14 protein-coding genes are annotated in these 17,876 nt (G+C 60.2%); 12 read left to right on the top strand and 2 right to left on the bottom strand.

Annotation, left to right across the window (positions count from 1 at the left end):
* Positions 1–76 precede the first annotated feature (76 nt).
* Positions 77–1,069: a TAXI family TRAP transporter solute-binding subunit gene (locus IE087_RS04150; protein WP_189367933.1), complete on the top strand. Its 993-nt coding sequence runs from the start codon at positions 77–79 to the stop codon at positions 1,067–1,069.
* Between the two features lie 80 nt (positions 1,070–1,149).
* On the top strand, positions 1,150–3,282 hold the full coding sequence (locus IE087_RS04145) for a TRAP transporter permease (protein ID WP_189367931.1): 2,133 nt from the start codon (positions 1,150–1,152) through the stop codon (positions 3,280–3,282).
* 16 nt (positions 3,283–3,298) lie between these two features.
* Here the strand turns inward: IE087_RS04145 and acdA are convergent, their stop codons facing one another.
* Complete coding sequence (acdA, locus tag IE087_RS04140; protein WP_189367929.1) at positions 3,299–4,516, bottom strand: 3-sulfinopropanoyl-CoA desulfinase; 1,218 nt, start codon at positions 4,514–4,516, stop codon at positions 3,299–3,301.
* Between the two features lie 93 nt (positions 4,517–4,609).
* Here acdA and IE087_RS04135 point away from each other — a divergent pair, with 93 nt between their 5' ends.
* The 10 genes from IE087_RS04135 to IE087_RS04090 all read left to right on the top strand — a co-directional run bounded on the left by IE087_RS04135 (position 4,610) and on the right by IE087_RS04090 (position 16,920).
* Entirely contained in the window at positions 4,610–5,479 is an 870-nt protein-coding gene (locus IE087_RS04135) for a LysR family transcriptional regulator (RefSeq protein WP_189367927.1), read from the top strand.
* A gap of 253 nt (positions 5,480–5,732) precedes the next feature.
* Positions 5,733–7,190 carry a MocR-like pyridoxine biosynthesis transcription factor PdxR gene (gene pdxR / locus IE087_RS04130; protein ID WP_189367925.1) on the top strand — a complete coding sequence of 486 codons (1,458 nt, stop codon included), beginning with the start codon at positions 5,733–5,735 and terminating at the stop codon, positions 7,188–7,190.
* 116 nt (positions 7,191–7,306) lie between these two features.
* On the top strand, positions 7,307–9,088 hold the full coding sequence (gene xsc / locus IE087_RS04125) for a sulfoacetaldehyde acetyltransferase (RefSeq protein WP_189367923.1): 1,782 nt from the start codon (positions 7,307–7,309) through the stop codon (positions 9,086–9,088).
* Between the two features lie 66 nt (positions 9,089–9,154).
* Positions 9,155–10,084: a phosphate acyltransferase gene (locus IE087_RS04120; RefSeq protein ID WP_229801255.1), complete on the top strand. Its 930-nt coding sequence runs from the start codon at positions 9,155–9,157 to the stop codon at positions 10,082–10,084.
* Positions 10,081–11,151, top strand: a complete 1,071-nt coding sequence (locus IE087_RS04115; protein ID WP_189367921.1) for an acetate/propionate family kinase — start codon at positions 10,081–10,083, stop codon at positions 11,149–11,151. Before IE087_RS04120 ends, IE087_RS04115 begins: the two co-directional genes overlap by 4 nt.
* A gap of 73 nt (positions 11,152–11,224) precedes the next feature.
* Positions 11,225–12,247 (top strand): YeiH family protein, encoded by a 1,023-nt coding sequence (locus IE087_RS04110; RefSeq protein ID WP_189367919.1) that lies wholly within the window; start codon positions 11,225–11,227, stop codon positions 12,245–12,247.
* A 23-nt stretch (positions 12,248–12,270) separates the two neighbouring features.
* Positions 12,271–15,087, top strand: a complete 2,817-nt coding sequence (locus IE087_RS04105; RefSeq protein WP_189367917.1) for a molybdopterin oxidoreductase family protein — start codon at positions 12,271–12,273, stop codon at positions 15,085–15,087.
* Positions 15,084–15,293 (top strand): hypothetical protein, encoded by a 210-nt coding sequence (locus tag IE087_RS04100; RefSeq protein ID WP_189367915.1) that lies wholly within the window; start codon positions 15,084–15,086, stop codon positions 15,291–15,293. The genes IE087_RS04105 and IE087_RS04100 overlap by 4 nt, the downstream gene beginning before the upstream one ends.
* Positions 15,290–16,048, top strand: a complete 759-nt coding sequence (locus tag IE087_RS04095) for a 4Fe-4S dicluster domain-containing protein (RefSeq protein ID WP_189367913.1) — start codon at positions 15,290–15,292, stop codon at positions 16,046–16,048. Before IE087_RS04100 ends, IE087_RS04095 begins: the two co-directional genes overlap by 4 nt.
* Positions 16,048–16,920, top strand: coding sequence for a dimethyl sulfoxide reductase anchor subunit family protein (locus IE087_RS04090; protein WP_189367911.1), 873 nt, complete (start codon positions 16,048–16,050; stop codon positions 16,918–16,920). Before IE087_RS04095 ends, IE087_RS04090 begins: the two co-directional genes overlap by 1 nt.
* 35 nt (positions 16,921–16,955) lie before the next feature.
* On the opposite strand, the gene dapA is transcribed toward IE087_RS04090, so the two are convergent.
* On the bottom strand, positions 16,956–17,828 hold the full coding sequence (gene dapA, locus IE087_RS04085; protein ID WP_189367910.1) for a 4-hydroxy-tetrahydrodipicolinate synthase: 873 nt from the start codon (positions 17,826–17,828) through the stop codon (positions 16,956–16,958).
* Between the last annotated feature and the right edge of the window lie 48 nt (positions 17,829–17,876).

Here is a 17,876-nt window from a genome sequence, read left to right as displayed (position 1 = left end):
ACAACTGCAGATATACCTTCAGTCGATAACAAAAAATAAGCGCCAGTGCATGGCGCGGCATTAACTGGAGGAACTAATGACTGCTTTCTTTAATCTGAAGGGCATCACCGCCTTTGTCTTTGCCGGTGTCCTTGGCGGCGCAGCAACCCTTGCCTCAGCGCAGGACAAAAGCGACTGGCCCGATAGCTTCTCTGTAGGCACCGCAAGCCAGGGTGGCACTTATTTCGTGTACGGTGCAGGATGGGCCAATATGGTGTCCGAAGCGCTGGGTATCCCCGGCGGCACCGAAGTCACCGGCGGCCCGGTGCAAAACGCGGCACTCGTGCAAACCGGTGACTTGGACATGGGAATGGTCACCATGGGACCAGCCTTTGACGCCATCAACGGCAACAGTGCACTGGCACCCGGCCTGAAACATGACAAGCTGCGCGCGCTTTTCCCAATGTACAAAACCGGCTTTCACGCCGTAACCCTGTCCAGCTCCGGGATCACAAGCTTTGCCGAAATCCCAGACGGTGCCGTTGTTGGCGTCGGTCCGGCAGGTGGCACACCCGGGACATACTGGCCACGCATCCTGACAGGCATGGGCAAGGATGTTGAGTTCCGAAACGGCGGGGCATCGGATTTGGCCGGACAGCTTCAGGACGGTCTGATCGACGTGATGACCTGGGCCGGTGGCCTGCCCTACCCGGCGTTCAGCCAGTTGGATGCACAGACGGACGTGACATATTTTGGATTCACAGCTGACGAACAGGCCGCTGTCATTGACTCGCAACCTGTCGCGGCCTTCACCATCCCGGCCGACATCTACCCATCACTGCCCGAAGAGCAGCTGAGCGTCTCCATGTGGAATTTCGCAGTCGGCAATGCCGATCTGCCGGAAAGCCTGGTCTACGAAGTTGTCAAAACGGTCATGACGAACAACGCCAAGATGGTCGAAATCCACAAGTCGGCGGTCGAAACATTGCCCGAGAACTTTGACAAGAACACCTTCATTCCCTGGCACCCCGGCGCCGTGCGTTGGTTCGAAGAAAACGGGTTCGACATCCCGGACGAGCTTGAGGGCTAAGGCCTGAACGCCGATTGACATCGCAGGCGCACCCTGTCTGATGGCAGGGTGCGTCTTTGCATGTGCCGAGGGATACGAAAATGACCGACACGCAAGCCGCTCCTGACCTCAAGCTTCCAACAGACGTCGACAGCGCGCCTGATCCACAAAACACAACTTTGTTGGCGAAAGTCGGGTTTCTGCTCTGCGCCCTCTACAGTGCCTGGCACCTCTATGTCTTGAACATCGCGCCTCTGGAAACATGGGCATTTCGGATCATGCACATTGCCGGGGCGTTAATCCTGGGCTTTGTCCTAAGCTCTGCACTCTCCGTTCGGCCAGCCCAGGAAAGTGGTCAATCAAGCCGACTGTCCGTCGGTCTCGGGGTCCTGTCGCTGATTGCGACAACGCTTGCGCTCGGTTCCGTTCTTGCTGCCATGTGGTTCTTTGAACCTGGGCAATCCGCACCACCCGAGTGGACCCTGGCCATTTTCGGCTGGACACTGGCGGGTGGAACACTGTTGGCCGTGGTAACTGGCTGGGTGTATCCCGCACGCCAGAACCAACTCCCTATCTCCGATATTGCACTGATCATCGCCACGTTGGCGAGCTTCGGCTTCGTCCTTTTCAGCCTCGATACTCTGTCCCTGCGCCTGCGGGCGGGAACGCCTTTTGCTGACCCGAACAATGGCTGGGCGGCTTTCGCCATCGTTGTCCTCATTGCCGAGATGACACGGCGTGTGGCTGGCATGGCTCTCGTCGTGATCGCGCTTGTGTTTATTGCCTATGCATTCATGGGCCCGTGGATGCCGGGTTTCCTTGAACATCGCGGCTATGACGCCAAGCGCTTCTTCACCTATGTCTTTACGGACAACGGCGTGTTAGGGCCAACGACCGCAGTGTCATCTACCTACATCATTCTGTTCATCGTCTTTGCCGCCTTCCTGCAAAGCTCCAAGGTGGGCGATTATTTCGTGAACTTCTCTTTCGCCGTAGCAGGACGTGCGCGCGGTGGCCCGGCCAAAGTATCGGTTCTGGCCTCCGGCCTCATGGGCATGATCAACGGCACGTCGGCAGGCAACGTGGTGTCCACCGGCTCACTGACCATTCCGCTGATGAAGAAGGTGGGCTACCGCCCTCAATCAGCTGGCGCAATCGAAGCGGCCGCCTCCACCGGCGGGCAGATCATGCCACCGATTATGGGCGCAGGCGCCTTCATCATGGCCGAGATCACCGGCATTCCGTACACGGAATTGGTCGTCGCAGCCCTAATACCCGCCATCCTCTACTTCGCTTCGATCTACCTGATGGTGGATTTTGAGGCGAGCCGGACAGGTATGCGCGGCATGCGGGCGGACGAATTGCCCAGGCTAAAGGACCTGATACGTCAGGTGTATCTGTTCCTGCCCATCGTGATCCTGATCGGGGCGCTCTTTGCGGGCTATTCCGTGATCCGCGCGGGCACCCTCGCCATCGCCAGTGCCGCGGTGGTCAGCTGGTTGACACCCTACCGAATGGGCCCGCGCCAGATTTACGAAGCGCTTGGCCTTGGTGGGCGCATGTGCATTCAGATTATCACGGTATGTGCCTGTGCCGGTCTGATCGTTGGGGTTATCTCTCTGACCGGCGTCGGCGCGCGCTTTTCCAACCTGCTGTTCGATCTTGCACAACAAAGCACGTTGCTCGCACTGATCTTTGCGATGATGATCGCCATCATCCTTGGTATGGGCATGCCGACGACGGCGGCCTACGCCGTTGCCGCCTCTGTCGTCGCCCCAGGGCTGATCGAGATCGGGATCAAACCGCTGGTCGCGCATTTCTTCGTTTTCTATTTCGCGGTGGTCTCTGCCATCACGCCGCCTGTTGCGCTGGCTGCCTATGCAGGTGCTGCCATTGCGGGGTCCGAGCCGATGCGCACCTCGGTCACCAGCTTCAAGGTCGGCCTCGCCGCCTTCATCGTGCCGTTCATGTTCTTCTACAGCCCCGGCCTGCTGATGGAGGCACCGTGGTACATCATCTTGCGCAACATGGTGACGGCCCTGGTTGGGGTCTACATGCTGGCGGGATCCGTGCAGGGCTGGTTCATTGGACCGGCCGGACCAGTGATCCGTCTGATCCTTCTAGCCGGTGCGCTGTGCATGATCTCAGGGTCCTGGCAAACCGACCTGATCGGCATCGCCATTGGTGGCACATTGCTGTTCCGCGGATTGCAGATCAGCCGGAAAACGGCCTGAGGTTGCGGGGAGACACCTACTCCGCAACAAACCGCGGAACGCTCGGGGTTTGAACATACCCACCGCGCATCTGCGGGGTTTTGATGCCAAGGACGTTCCCGGCGATCTGGGTGCGCAAAATTTGCGCCGTGCCCCCACCAATAGTGAACATCCGCACATCACGATACATCCGCTCCAGCGGCTCGCGCTCGCTGTAGCCGCGCGCACCGAACATCTGAAGCGCATCATTGACGACTTTGATTGCCATCTCAGACGCAAAGAGCTTGGCCCGCGCTGCCGCTGTCATGTCTGGAAAGAGACTGCCACCGGGTCCGCGAGACCGGGCCGCATCATGCAACAGCAAACGCGCGGCATGGACCTGTGTGTCCATGTCTGCAAGCATCCATTGCAGCCCCTGGAATTCAGCCAGGGGGCGACCAAACTGCTCGCGCTCCAGCAAGTAACGTTGCGCATGGCCCAGCGCCCCTGCCGCGACCCCCATCGCAATCGTGCCCGCCCCCACACGTTGCGAGTTGTAGGCGTTCATCAGATCCGCAAACCCGCGTCGCAAGCCGGACGGCGGGACAAGAAGCCATTTCTTATCGACCTCAACATCCTCAAAACGCAGCTCTGCCTCCGGCATCCCGCACAATCCCATCGTGCGTTCGCGCCCAACGACATGGAAACCGTCCGGTACATCCCCTGCCGACTGATCAGCAAATACAATGAAGCCGCCAATACCAAGGTCGCTCCCGGCCTCGTCCAACACCCGTGCAAAAACAAGATGAAGCTTCGACACGCCGCCCCCGGTAATCCAATGCTTCGTTCCATTCAGGATGTATGACGAACCGCGCTTACGCGCCGTTGTGCGCATTTCCGTGGCTGCACTTCCAGCTTCCGGCTCGGTAATGCAGATGGCAGGCTTGTCCCCGGCCAGCACATGCGGCGCGCAAAAGGCTTTCTGGGCCTCCGTACCATAGGCCATGACAGCACTGATCCCGCCCATGTTTGCCTCGACGACGATGCGGGCTGTGAGGGTACAAGCCTTGGCAATCTCTTCGACAACCATTGCCACATCAAGGAAATCCGCGCCGCGCCCACCGAACTCTTGCGGGATGGACATGCCCATGATCCCGACATCTGCAAGCTCTTTCACATTCTGCCAGCAGTAGCTGCAGGTTGTATCCCAATGGGCGGCACGCCTATCAAAACCCGGTGCGAGTTCCCTTGCGACGTCAACAAGAGGATGTGTCATGGAAGAGTCCCTCGGTTTTAGCACTAAGTTACGCTTGCCAAAATTCAGAGCAATCGAATAAGATTGAATACCATATTCAGAAGCCCTGAAGTTATGCAGACACGTGCACTGAGAAGCCTGGTCAAGATTTCGACAGTTGGGTCATTCGCCAAGGCAGCGGGCCAATTGAACATGACGCTCCCAGCGCTCTCCATGCAGATGAAAGCGTTAGAAAGCGAGTTGGCAGTTGATCTGTTCGACCGCTCCGTGCGCCCCCCTCGCCTGACGCCAATTGGACGCTCCGTCGTTCAGGAGGCCGCCGCGCTGCTACAGAAAGAAGACGGCCTGGTTGAACTGTGCCGTCCGAGCGATTCCTTGGTTGGACGGTTCCGGCTGGGCTTCATCACAACAGCCGCTGTACGGTTGCTGCCGGGTTTCCTGGAGAATGCACGAAAGAATGCACCCGGCGCGACATTCGAATTCGAGACGGGCCTCTCAAGACCCCTGCAGGACAAGGTTCTTGCCGGTCAGATCGACGCTGCCGTGCTGACAGATGCAGATGGCCTGCCCGACGCATTGTCAGCGACTGTCATTCGCGAAGAGCCGTTCGTCTTTGCTGCGCATTCGACGTTGATGGCGGATGGTATGCGCGGGCTCTTTGCCAAGCACCCGTTCTTCCATTTCATGCCAGACACCGGAATCGGAAAGCTCATCGCCAACGAAATGGCGCAGCATGATCGCCAAACAGCCACCAATACGGTTGTTCTGGATAATCTCGAAGCCATCATGGAGTGCGTCACCAGCGGGCTTGGCTTCACATTGCTTCCTGAACCGGATGTGGACCGATATCGAACCGGGTCAGTACAAAAGATACCTTTGCCCAAGCCGCTGCGCAGGGTTCTTGTATTGGCAACCTTGCGACAAGGCGCACTGGCCGCGCGAACGGATGCCCTCGCATCACTGTTGGACAGCGCGCACGCTTAAAAACACATAACAGCTGTTGAAGCCAAAAACAGAAACCTCGGCTGTTTTCCAAGGCCTTACCTTTTATTGGAGTGGTAACATCCGCAAAGCGTACTGCGGTTTGCGCAAAGCACCTTGCGGTCACAAAGCAATAATGATACAAATCATCTCATTAATTGAGACCCCTGTAATCATGGTCCACGCAGTCACTTTTCTTTTCGCTGCACTTTAATGCCAGATTGATTTCTGACTAAGTCCAGAATATCCTGAAGGCATGGCACTTCCAGTCGAAACCTTCTTCTTACAGCCGGGACATCAGGGCACGCTGCAAAGCCAAGTGCAGCAGATGATCGCGCATGGCATCCTGTCGGGGCGCTTTGGATCGGGTGAAAAACTGCCCTCCACCCGCAAACTGGCCGCGCATCTGGGCATCAGTCGCATCACGGTCACGCTGGCGTATACTGAACTCGTCGCCTCGGACTATCTGACCGCACGCGGGCGGTCGGGCTACTACGTGTCAGCAAATGCACCCGTCCCGCCAAGCTACCAGCCACAACCCGCATCCGGCGATGCGGTGGACTGGACACGCGCCATCGGACAGCGCTTCTCAGGCGGGCACACACTCAGCAAACCGCAGGATTGGGCACGATTCAAATACCCGTTCATCTATGGGCAAACAGACCCACAGCTCTTTGATCATGCAAACTGGCGTCAATGTGCGCTGCAGGCCCTAGGTCAAAGGGATTTCGCAGCCCTGACATCCGACTATTTTGATCAGGACGACCCACAGCTTATCGAGTTCATACAGCGCAACACGCTGCCCCGCCGCGGCATCTCGGCAAACGCAGACCAGATTCTCATCACGCTCGGTGCGCAGAACGCGCTGTGGTTGGCCGCGCAGATCCTGCTCACGCAACGCCGAACCGCCGCGTTCGAAGACCCTTGCTACCCCGCGCTGCGCGAGATTCTGAACCAGTCCCGCTGCCACCTCGCGCCTGTGCGCGTGGACCGGGACGGGCTGCCCCCGGATGGCATCCCCCCGGATACGGACGTGATCTTTTCCACGCCCAGCCACCAATGCCCAACGACATCCACAATGCCCATAGCACGGCGGCAAGCATTGCTGGACCGCGCACGGGAACTGGATGCCCTGATTGTCGAAGATGATTACGAGTTTGAGATGTCTTTTCTCAACCCGCCCTCACCGGCCCTCAAATCCATGGATACGGACGGGCGCGTGATCTATGTTGGCAGCTTTTCCAAGTCGTTGTTCCCGGGGCTGCGCTTGGGCTATCTCGTTGGTTCAGAGCCCTTTGTGCGCGAAGCTCGCGCCCTGCGCACATCCGTTCTGCGCCACCCGCCGGGTCACATTCAACGCACCGCAGCCTACTTCCTGTCGATGGGTCACTACGATGCACAAATCCGCAAGATGGGGGCCGCATTGCACGTCCGCCGGGATGCGATGCAGGCCGCCATCGAAGCGCACGGGCTGGACATCGCAGGCCAGGGCGCCTTTGGCGGCTCTTCCTACTGGATGCGCGCACCAAATGGGGTGGACACACGCGACTTGGCGCAACGGCTGCAAGAGACAGGTGTGCTGATCGAACCGGGTCACGCATTCTTTTCCGGTGATGATCAACCCAAAGGCTTCTACCGCCTTGGATATTCCTCAATTCACGTCGATCGGATCAAGGATGGAATTGGACTGATCGCACAAACACTGCCAAACTAGCCTGGACTTATTCGGAGATCACAACTGGCCCTAACCCAGCATCCACCACAACAGTAACGTCTGTTGGAACATTTCCGGGGCGATTCGACGCCCCCGCCTCTATTGGAGACTGCCCCATGAAGATGACCACCGAAGAAGCATTCGTGAAGTGCCTGCAGCGCCACGGGATTGAGCATGCCTTTGGCATTATCGGCTCGGCCATGATGCCCATTTCCGACATCTTCCCCGATGCGGGCATCAAATTCTGGGACTGCGCCCACGAAGGGTCCGCCGGCATGATGTCCGATGGCTTCACACGCGCCACCGGCAAGATGTCGATGATGATTGCCCAAAACGGCCCCGGCATCACCAACTTCGTGACAGCTGTGAAAACCGCGTACTGGAACCACACACCACTGCTGCTGGTGACACCACAGGCAGCAAACAAGACAATTGGTCAGGGTGGCTTCCAGGAAGTTGAACAGATGAAACTGTTCGAAGACATGGTCGCCTATCAAGAAGAAGTACGCGATCCGTCCCGCGTGGCCGAAGTTCTGACCCGTGTCATCAGCCAGGCCAAGCGCTTGTCCGGTCCGGCCCAGCTGAACATCCCGCGTGACTTCTGGACTCAGGTTATCGACATCGAAATCCCTGACCCGATCGAATTCGAAGCGTCCCCAGGCGGCCAGAACTCGGTTGCCGAAGCAGCCGCGATCCTGTCCGAAGCCAAGAACCCTGTCATCCTGAACGGTGCCGGTGTTGTTCTGTCCAAAGGTGGCCTAGCCGCGTCGCAAGAACTGGCCGAGCGTCTGACTGCGCCTGTTTGCGTGGGCTACCAACACAACGACGCCTTCCCCGGCAACCACCCGCTGTTTGCTGGCCCGCTTGGCTACAACGGCTCCAAAGCTGGCATGCAGCTGATTTCCGAAGCGGACGTGGTTCTGTGCCTCGGCACCCGCCTCAACCCATTCTCGACCCTGCCCGGCTACGGCATCGACTACTGGCCCACGGATGCGAAAATCATCCAGGTCGACATCAACCCTGACCGCATCGGCCTGACCAAGAAAGTCACCGTGGGCATCGTGGGTGACGCTGCCAAGGTGGCCAACGGCATCCTGTCGCAACTGGCGGATGATGCGGGCGACGCAGGCCGCGAAGCACGCAAAGACAAGATCGCGCAAACCAAATCGGCATGGGCCCAGGAACTGACGTCCATGAACGAAGAGCAGGACGATCCCGGCACCAACTGGAACGAGCGCGCGCGTGCAGCCAAGCCAGATTGGATGAGCCCTCGTATGGCGTGGCGTGCAATCCAATCGGCGCTGCCGGTCGAGGCGATCATCTCCTCCGACATCGGTAACAACTGCGCCATCGGCAACGCCTATCCCTCCTTCGAGGAAGGTCGGAAGTATCTCGCACCTGGCCTGTTCGGTCCCTGCGGCTACGGCCTGCCCGCCATCGTGGGCGCGAAAATCGGCCAGCCCGAGGTTCCAGTTGTAGGCTTTGCTGGTGACGGCGCCTTCGGCATCGCAGTGAACGAACTGACAGCGATTGGCCGCGGCGAATGGCCTGCCATCACGCAGATCGTCTTCCGCAACTACCAGTGGGGTGCGGAAAAGCGGAACTCGACCCTGTGGTTCGACGACAACTTCGTCGGGACCGAGCTGGACGAGCAGGTGTCCTATGCAGGCATCGCAAATGCCTGTGGCCTGAAGGGTGTTGTCGCCCGCACGCAGGAAGAGCTGACAGCAGCCCTGAACCAGGCGATCAAAGATCAGATGGAAAACGGCATCACCACGCTGATCGAAGCCATGATCAACCAAGAACTGGGCGACCCGTTCCGCCGCGACGCGATGAAGAAGCCTGTCGAAGTGGCTGGCATCTCCAAAGACGATATGGTTCCGCAAGTCTCTGCGTAATCTGCTAAGACCCGAGGGGATGGGCAGGCGCCCGTCCCCTCTTTTTCATTTCTGAAAGGCGGTTTCGTGCCCCAATCCTTCCTGTCCGACGCCAACGCAATCGCCCCTGCGCACATCATCGAAATGGCGCAAAAGGCAGCGAGCCCCCGTGTGGCCATCGCCCGCGCCGGTGCGCCCCTGCCGATGCTGGCAGCCAAGGAAGCAACCGAAGCCAACATGATGATCCCGGTCTTCACCGGTGAACGTCACATGATCGAAGCCGAAGCTGAGAAGCTGAATTGGGACATCTCAGGTTTCGAGCTGATCGAAGCCGAGGGCGAAGCGGCCTCCGGTGCCGCCGCTGCACTGGCCTGCGGCGAAGGCCGTGCGGATGTTCTGATGAAAGGCCAGCTTCACACGGATGCGTTCATGCGCGCCGCCGTTTCGCGCGATGCAGGCCTGCGTACGGGCCGCCGCTTCGTCCATATCTTCCACATCACCACCGCCGACGGCACCGGGTCGATCACGATCTCCGACGCCGCCGTCAACGTGAGCCCCGACTTGGCGACACGCCAGGACGCGACAGGCGAGGTGGTCAAACTGTTGCACAAGCTGGGCAATGCCCGACCCAAGGTTGCCTTCCTGTCAGCCACCGAATCCGCCATCGAAAGTGTACCGTCCTCGATGGAGGGCCGCGCCCTGCGCGATTGGGCGCGCGAGAATATCGCGGACGCCGATTTCTCCGGTCCACTTGCTTTCGACCTGATCATGTCGCCCAAATCCGTAGCGACCAAGAAGATGACCGAAGATCCGGTTGCTGGCAAAGCCGACGCAATCATCGTGCCCGACATCGTCTCGGGCAACGGCCTGTTCAAATCCTTTGTCTACCTCGCAGGCGGCTGTGCGGGCGGTATCGTCATGGGCGCCAAGGTGCCAATCCTGCTGACGTCGCGCGCGGATCCGCCCGCAGCACGGCTTTCTTCCGTGGCCCTTGGGGCCATCATGGCCGCCGCATGATCCTTGTCGTCAATGCAGGCTCCTCCTCCATCAAGGTCGCGCTGTTCCAGCCGGACCTGACAGAAGTGATGGCAGGACAGGTGAGCGGCATTGGCGGCGCATTGGCTCATCTGACACTCGGGAACGAAGACCAGAACGTCACCGCACCCGATCATGACGCGGCACTGACAACGATCCTCGACAGCCTAACCAGACAGGGGATCACTCCGGATCAACTGACAGCGGCCGCCCACCGCGTGGTTCATGGCGGCACATCACTGGTCGACCCTTGCGCCATCGATGACACCGTGATCGCCGGGATTGAAGCGGCAACTCCGCTCGCGCCCTTGCACAACCCTAAGAACCTCGCGGGCATCCGCGCGCTGCAAACCCTCGCGCCCAACCTGCCCCAATATGCCAGCTTCGGTACCGCGTTCCATGCGCACCAGCCCGAGGTCGCAACCACCTACGCCTTGCCCAAGGAACCCCGTTCCATGGGCATCCGCCGCTACGGCTTTCACGGCCTCAGCTACGCCTGGATTGTCACGCAATTCGGCGATGCCCTGCCCGAGCGGCTGCTCGCCTTCCATCTCGGCTCCGGCGCGTCGCTTTGTGCGATCCACAATGGCACCTCAGTCGCAACATCCATGGGCTACTCGCCACTGGACGGGCTGACGATGTGTACGCGATCGGGTGCCATAGACGGCATGGCTGTTCTGCGGCTGGCCGAGATCTATGGCGCGGACGAAGCGGCCCATATGTTGAACCACGAAAGCGGGCTCAAAGGTCTAGGTGGCAGCAACGACATGCGCTTGCTGCTGGGTGCCGACACGGAGCGCGCGAAACTGGCCGTCGAGCATTTCTGCTACTGGGCGGCCCGTCATGCAGGGTCCGCCATCGTCGCGATGGGCGGTCTCGACGCCGTCGCCTTCACTGGCGGCATCGGTGAAAACGCAGAACCCATCCGCACACGCATCATGGACCACCTCAAGCTGTTCGGCGATGTGCCGGTCCATGTCGTCAAAGCCGACGAAGAACGCCAGATCGCCACCGACGCACGCGCCCTGATGACAGGGGCGCAGCCGTGAACCGCACAAGCACACACCAAATGATCAACGCTCCAGTCTTCCGCCAGGGCACGGAACAGGAGCACTTCACAACATGACTGCAACCGGAAACTCCTTCCTGCATGACCTCCCCGACCGGGTGCGCGTCCTGTTTCCCGGCGTTCTGGTGGCGATCCTTGTCGCCGTGACAGCACAATTCCTCGCTGAACACTACGACACGCCCGCCATGCTGATGGCACTGCTTCTCGGCATCGCGGTGGCCTTCCTCGGGGACGAGGGCAAAACAGTTGAAGGGATCGCCTTTGCCGCCCGGACGATCCTACGCTTGGGCATCGCATTCCTTGGTGTCCGTATATCTTTCGAACTGATGACCGGGCTTGGCCTTGAACTCGTCGCGCTCGTCATCGGCGGGGTCGCAGCCACCATCGGTTTCGGCCTGATGATCGCACGCTTTTTCGGCCACGGCTGGCGCTTTGCCTTCCTGACAGCGGGCTCCGTCGCCATTTGCGGCGCATCTGCTGCCCTCGCGATCAGTGCGATCCTGCCCAAAGACGAACGATCGGAGCAGCGCCTGATCTTTACCGTGCTGGGTGTGACCGTCCTGTCGACGGTCGCCATGATCGCCTATCCGATCCTCGTGACGCAGTTGGGCATGGACGACACCGCCGGGGGCATCTTCTTGGGTGCCACCATCCACGATGTGGCACAGGTGGTCGGCGCAGGTTTCTCCATCTCGGAAGAGGCGGGCGATACCGCAACGCTGGTCAAGCTGATCCGCGTGTCGATGCTGGCCCCTGTAGTGCTGATCGCCGCTCTTTTGATCCGGTCCTTTGCCGAAGCGCCCGAAGACGGCACACGCCCACCGCTCCTGCCCTTCTTCGTGATCGGCTTTTTGGCGCTGGCCACACTCAATTCATTCCACCTTATCCCGACCCCCGTCACCGACCTGATGAGCCAGGCCTCGCGCTGGATGCTCCTGGTCGCCATCGCCGCGGTCGGCATGAAAACAAACCTCAAGCGGGTACTGGCGGTCGGAGGAGCCGCCATTGCCCTGCTTGTCACCGAAACCCTGTTTATCGCAGCGCTGATACTTGCGGGGATTTACTATTTAGCCTGAGCATCAGGCGAAGGGGAGGCCAGATGACGTTCCAGCAACCTAAGATCAACACGTCGCCGCATGTTTCGGACGAGGTGCGCAAGACGACGTGCTATATGTGCGCCTGCCGGTGCGGCATCAACGTGCACATGAAGGACGGCAAAGTCGCCTATATCGAAGGCAACCGCGACCACCCGGTGAACCAGGGTGTGCTCTGCGCCAAAGGCTCGGCCGGCATCATGCAGGTCAACGCCCCGTCGCGCCTGCGCAAGCCGCTCAAACGCGTGGGTGAACGCGGCTCCGGCGAATTCCAGGAAATCGAATGGGACGAGGCCCTGCAAATCGCCACAGATTGGCTGGCCCCGATTCGCAAGGACGATCCCTCGAAGCTCGCCTTCTTCACCGGCAGAGACCAGTCGCAAAGCTTCACCAGCTTCTTTGCCCAGAACTTCGGCACGCCCAACTACGCGGCCCATGGTGGCTTCTGTTCGGTCAACATGGCGGCGGCAGGCATCTACACGATGGGCGGCGCGTTCTGGGAGTTCGGTCAACCCGACTGGGATCACACCAAGCTGTTCATGCTGTTCGGCGTGGCCGAAGACCATGACAGCAACCCGATCAAGATGGGCATCGGCAAGATCAAAGCCCGCGGCGCACGCGTCATCGGCGTGAACCCGATCCGCACGGGCTACAACGCCGTTGCCGACGATTGGGTCGGTATCACCCCCGGCACCGATGGCCTGTTCATTCTGTCGCTTGTCCACTGCTTGATGAAGGCTGGCAAGATCGACGTGAACTACCTCGCCCAATTCACCAATGCGCCCTGCCTGATCAACGGCGATGAAAAATCGCCGGAACACGGCCTGCTGCTGCGCGACGATGATGGCAAGGAACTGGTCATCGACCGCGCGACGGGCAAGCTGACACCCTTCGACCAGAAAGGCGTCAAACCCGACCTCACCGCGACCCACCGTCACGCGGGCATCAGCCACCGCACGGTCATGCAGCACATGGCCGAACGCTATCTGAGCAACGAATACGCGCCAGAGGCTGTGGCCGACCGCGTCGGCATTTCGGCCAAGCGCATCCGCACACTGGCCGCCGAGATTGCCCGTGTCGCCTTTGAAGAGGCATTCGAGCTGGACCAGGAATGGACCGACTTCCGGGGCGAGACGCACAAAACGATGCAGGGTCGCCCGGTCTCCTTCCACTCCATGCGCGGCATCTCGGCCCACGCCAACGGGTTCCAGACCTGCCGTGCCCTGCACGTCCTGCAAATCCTCTTGGGCACGGTCGAAGTGCCAGGCGGTTTCCGCTTCAAACCGCCCTACCCGAAACCAGCCACGGCCCACCCCAAACCGCATAGCGGCACCACGCCCGACAAACCACTCGACGGCCCCCATTTGGGCTTCGTGCACGGCCCCGATGATCTGGCGTTGAAAGAAGACGGCACTCCCGCCCGCATCGACAAGGCGTTCTCGTGGGAAAACCCGATGTCTGCGCATGGGCTGATGCATATGGTGATCTCGAACGCTTACGCAGGCGATCCCTACAAGATCGACACGCTGTTCATGTACATGGCGAACATGTCGTGGAACTCGTCCATGAACACGCGTGGCGTGATCGACATGCTGACGGACAAGGATGAAAACGGCGACTACGTGATCCCGCGTCTCATCTATTCGGATGCGTATAGCTCGGAAATGGTCGCCTATGCCGACCTCGTTTTACCCGACACGACCTATCTCGAACGGCACGACTGCATCTCGCTGCTCGACCGCCCCATTTGCGAAGCGGACGCAGCAGCCGACGCAATCCGCTGGCCGGTCATAGAACCCGACCGCGACGTGCGCGGGTTCCAGTCGGTATTGTGCGAACTGGGCGCGAAACTGGGCCTGCCAGGCTTCACCAACGAGGACGGCAGCCAGAAATACGCCGACTACGGCGACTACATCGTCAACCACGAACGCAAGCCCGGCATCGGCCCGCTTGCAGGTTTCCGCGGGGATGGCAACGACACGGGACGGGGCGACGTGAACCCGGACCAGCTCGACCGCTACATCGAGAACGGCGGATTTTTCGTCGAACACATCCCCGACGAAGCGCTCTACTACAAACCATGGAACAGCGCCTACCAGGATTGGGCCGTGGGCATGGGCCTCTTCGACAGCCCGCAACCCTACCTGTTCACGCTCTACGTGGAACCGATGCGACGTTTCCAACTCGCAGCCGAAGGGCATGGCGACCGCCAGCCCCCGGATCATCTGCGCGAGCGGATCAAGGCCACGATGGATCCACTGCCGATCTGGTACGACCCGTCGCCCGACAACCACGGCGATCAATACCCGATCACTGCGCTGACCCAGCGCCCCATGGCCATGTACCACTCCTGGGGCAGCCAGAACGCATGGCTGCGGCAGTTGCATGGCCACAACCCGCTCTACCTGCCGACCAAGCTGATGCGCGAAAACGGCCTAAGCGATGGCGATTGGGCCAAAGTAACCTCGCCACACGGCGAAATCACTGTGCCCGTGCTCGAAATGGCTGCGCTCAACGAAAACACCGTCTGGACGTGGAACGCCATTGGCAAACGTAAAGGCGCATGGGCACTCGATGAAAACGCCCCCGAAGCAACAAAAGGCTTCCTGCTGAACCATCTGATCCACGAGCTGCTGCCACCCAAGGGCGACGGCCTTCGTTGGGCCAACTCCGACCCAATCACAGGGCAGGCCGCGTGGTTCGACCTCAAGGTGCGCATTGAAAAAGCGCCAGTACCTGCGGAATCCCAACCAGCAATGGGTCCGATCAAATCACCCGTGGGCAAAGGGCCAAAGCAACTGGCATGGAAGGTGGGCAAATGACACCGATCCAACGCACCCTCCTCGCCATCGCCGCGTTCATCGCAGTCGCTGTCGGCACCTTCATCTACTTCATCGCCAATTGGGACGCCTCCAAGGCCGAGCCCATCGGCGTGCTGAGAGAAAGATCCCCCTTCATCTTGCCAAATAAACTCCGGGGTCTGGGGCAGAGCCCCAGTCCTGCCCTCTCAGTGAGGACAACCGCATGACCACCCTACCCCAATCCACTGACCGCAAACTCGGCCTCGTCATTGACCTCGACACCTGCGTCGGCTGCCACGCCTGCGTGATCTCGTGCAAAGGCTGGAACACCGAAAACTACGGTGCGCCCCTCTCGGACACGGATGCATATGGCGCCGACCCATCGGGCACCTTCCTCAACCGCGTGCACAGCTTCGAGGTGCAGCCGGAACAAGGCGAAGCGCAACTCATCCACTTCCCCAAATCCTGCCTGCATTGCGAGGACGCGCCCTGCGTCACAGTCTGCCCCACCGGGGCCAGCTATAAGCGAGTCGAGGACGGCATCGTGCTGGTCAACGAAAGCGACTGCATCGGCTGCGGCTTGTGCGCCTGGGCCTGCCCCTACGGCGCCCGTGAAATGGACCAGGTCGAGAGGGTGATGAAGAAATGCACCCTCTGCGTTGACCGGATCTACAACGAAAACCTGCCCGAGGAAGACCGGGAACCGGCCTGCGTGCGCACATGCCCGGCAGGCGCACGGCACTTCGGGGACTTCGCTGACCCCGAAAGTAACGTGTCCAAACTGACCGCTGAACGCGGCGGCATGGACCTGATGCCGGAACAGGGCACCAAGCCGGTCAACAAATACCTGCCACCCCGCCCCAAAGACACGCTGTCCGAAGGCGCAGGCGACATCGACATCCTCGCCCCCTACCTCGAACCCGTCGCGCAGGAAGCCACCGGCTTCCTCGGCTGGCTCGACAAGACGTTGGAGAAACTCTGATGCATCCAGCACCATCCGTCATCTTTTTCACGGTCTTCTCCGGCATCGGTTTCGGCCTCCTGATATTCCTTGGCCTCGGCTACCCGGCGGTCACGGGGTGGAGCGCCTTTGCCTTCTTCGTCATCGCCTATCTCTGCGCGGTGGGCGGCCTGATTTCGTCCACCTTCCACCTCGGTCACCCCGAACGGGCCATGAAAGCGTTCACACAATGGCGCAGCTCATGGCTCAGCCGCGAAGGCGTCTGCGCCGTAGTGGCGCTGGTGGTCATGGGCCTCTACGGCGCCGGGCTGGTGTTCTTCGGTCAACGCTGGAGCCTGCTGGGCCTGATCGGTGCGATCTTCTCACTGCTGACGGTCTTCACCACGTCGATGATCTACACCCAACTCAAAACCATCCCACGCTGGAACTCACCGCTGACCCCGGTAATGTTCCTTAGCTACAGTCTTGCGGGCGGCGCATTGCTGGCCGGACAGGTGACATGGGCGATGGCGCTGCTGCTGATCGCAGGGGTCATTCAGGTCGTGCTATGGATGCAGGGTGACGGTGCATTGGCCGGATCCGGCACCAACCTTGCCACGGCAACAGGGCTTGGGACAAACGGCAGCGTCCGCGCGTTCGAACCGCCCCACACCGGCACCAATTACCTGCTCAAGGAATTCGCCTATGTCGTCGGGCGCAAGCATAGCTTCAAGCTGCGTGTGATTTCCCTGATCCTGATGGTGGGGCTTCCGGTCCTGCTGCTGGCGGCCCCGTTCTCGCACTGGGTCGCCCTGCTCGCAGTCATCAGCCACGTCGCTGGCGCGCTCGCCTCACGATGGCTGTTCTTCGCAGAGGCCGAACACGTGGTTGGCCTCTACTACGGCAAACGGTAAAAACAAGGCGGGCACTCAGGCCCGCCTTTTCATTTTCAGAGAAGCCCGGCGTGCACGAGGGCCGCATCAACCTTGGCCTTGGTCTCATCCGACAGACCGGTCAACGGCAACCGCACCTCGTCCGAACACAGGCCCAGCTTCGACATGGCGTACTTCGCGCCAACCAGCCCAGGCTCGGTAAAGATCGCCTTGTGCAGCGGCATCACCTTGTCCTGAATCTCCAGCGCTTTCGCATAGTCACCGGCCAGGCAGGCTTCCTGCATCTGGCTCAGCAACTTGGGCGCCGCATTCGCGGTAACGGAAATACAACCAACTCCGCCTTGGGCGTTAAACCCATGCGCTGTCGCATCCTCACCAGACAACTGGATAAAGTCGGGACCACAGGTCATACGCTGATCACAGACACGGGCCAGATCGCCGGTCGCATCCTTGACGCCGACAATACGGGGGAGTTTGGCCAACTCACCCATCGTCTCGGGCGTCATGTCGATCACCGACCGACCGGGGATGTTGTAGATGATGATCGGAACATCAGCACAATCATGAAGTGCTGTGAAATGAGCGATCAGGCCCCGCTGGGTCGGCTTGTTGTAATAAGGCGTCACAACCAGCGCCGCATCTGCGCCGACCTTGGCTGCGCACTCGACAAAGCGCATCGCCTCGACCGTGTTGTTCGACCCGGCACCTGCGATGACAGGAATGCGCCCGGCCGAGGCTTTGACCACGGTTTCGATGACCAGCTCATGCTCTTCATGGGTCAGGGTCGGGCTTTCGCCGGTGGTGCCAACAGGCACCAGCCCGTGCGATCCTTCGCCGACATGCCACTCGACCAGCTTCTTGAGGGTTTCCAGATCCAAAGCGCCGTTACGAAACGGCGTGACGAGGGCAGGCATAGAACCTTTAAACATTCTCACGCTCCTTTTTTTACGTGTGGCAGGCAGAGGGCCTGGGATGAT

This window comes from Tateyamaria omphalii, assembly GCF_014651375.1.
GTDB classification, from domain to species: domain Bacteria; phylum Pseudomonadota; class Alphaproteobacteria; order Rhodobacterales; family Rhodobacteraceae; genus Tateyamaria; species Tateyamaria omphalii.
Note: the sequence above shows the minus strand (reverse complement) of the source record. Positions and strands in the feature narration are given on the sequence as shown.

Coding starts and splice junctions, on each gene's coding strand:
- IE087_RS04150 (WP_189367933.1), top strand. CDS start 77: ATGACTGCTTTCTTTAATCTGAAGGGCATCACCGCCTTTGTCTTTGCC.
- IE087_RS04145 (WP_189367931.1), top strand. CDS start 1,150: ATGACCGACACGCAAGCCGCTCCTGACCTCAAGCTTCCAACAGACGTC.
- acdA (WP_189367929.1), bottom strand. CDS start 4,516: ATGACACATCCTCTTGTTGACGTCGCAAGGGAACTCGCACCGGGTTTT.
- IE087_RS04135 (WP_189367927.1), top strand. CDS start 4,610: ATGCAGACACGTGCACTGAGAAGCCTGGTCAAGATTTCGACAGTTGGG.
- pdxR (WP_189367925.1), top strand. CDS start 5,733: ATGGCACTTCCAGTCGAAACCTTCTTCTTACAGCCGGGACATCAGGGC.
- xsc (WP_189367923.1), top strand. CDS start 7,307: ATGAAGATGACCACCGAAGAAGCATTCGTGAAGTGCCTGCAGCGCCAC.
- IE087_RS04115 (WP_189367921.1), top strand. CDS start 10,081: ATGATCCTTGTCGTCAATGCAGGCTCCTCCTCCATCAAGGTCGCGCTG.
- IE087_RS04110 (WP_189367919.1), top strand. CDS start 11,225: ATGACTGCAACCGGAAACTCCTTCCTGCATGACCTCCCCGACCGGGTG.
- IE087_RS04105 (WP_189367917.1), top strand. CDS start 12,271: ATGACGTTCCAGCAACCTAAGATCAACACGTCGCCGCATGTTTCGGAC.
- IE087_RS04100 (WP_189367915.1), top strand. CDS start 15,084: ATGACACCGATCCAACGCACCCTCCTCGCCATCGCCGCGTTCATCGCA.
- IE087_RS04095 (WP_189367913.1), top strand. CDS start 15,290: ATGACCACCCTACCCCAATCCACTGACCGCAAACTCGGCCTCGTCATT.
- IE087_RS04090 (WP_189367911.1), top strand. CDS start 16,048: ATGCATCCAGCACCATCCGTCATCTTTTTCACGGTCTTCTCCGGCATC.
- dapA (WP_189367910.1), bottom strand. CDS start 17,828: ATGTTTAAAGGTTCTATGCCTGCCCTCGTCACGCCGTTTCGTAACGGC.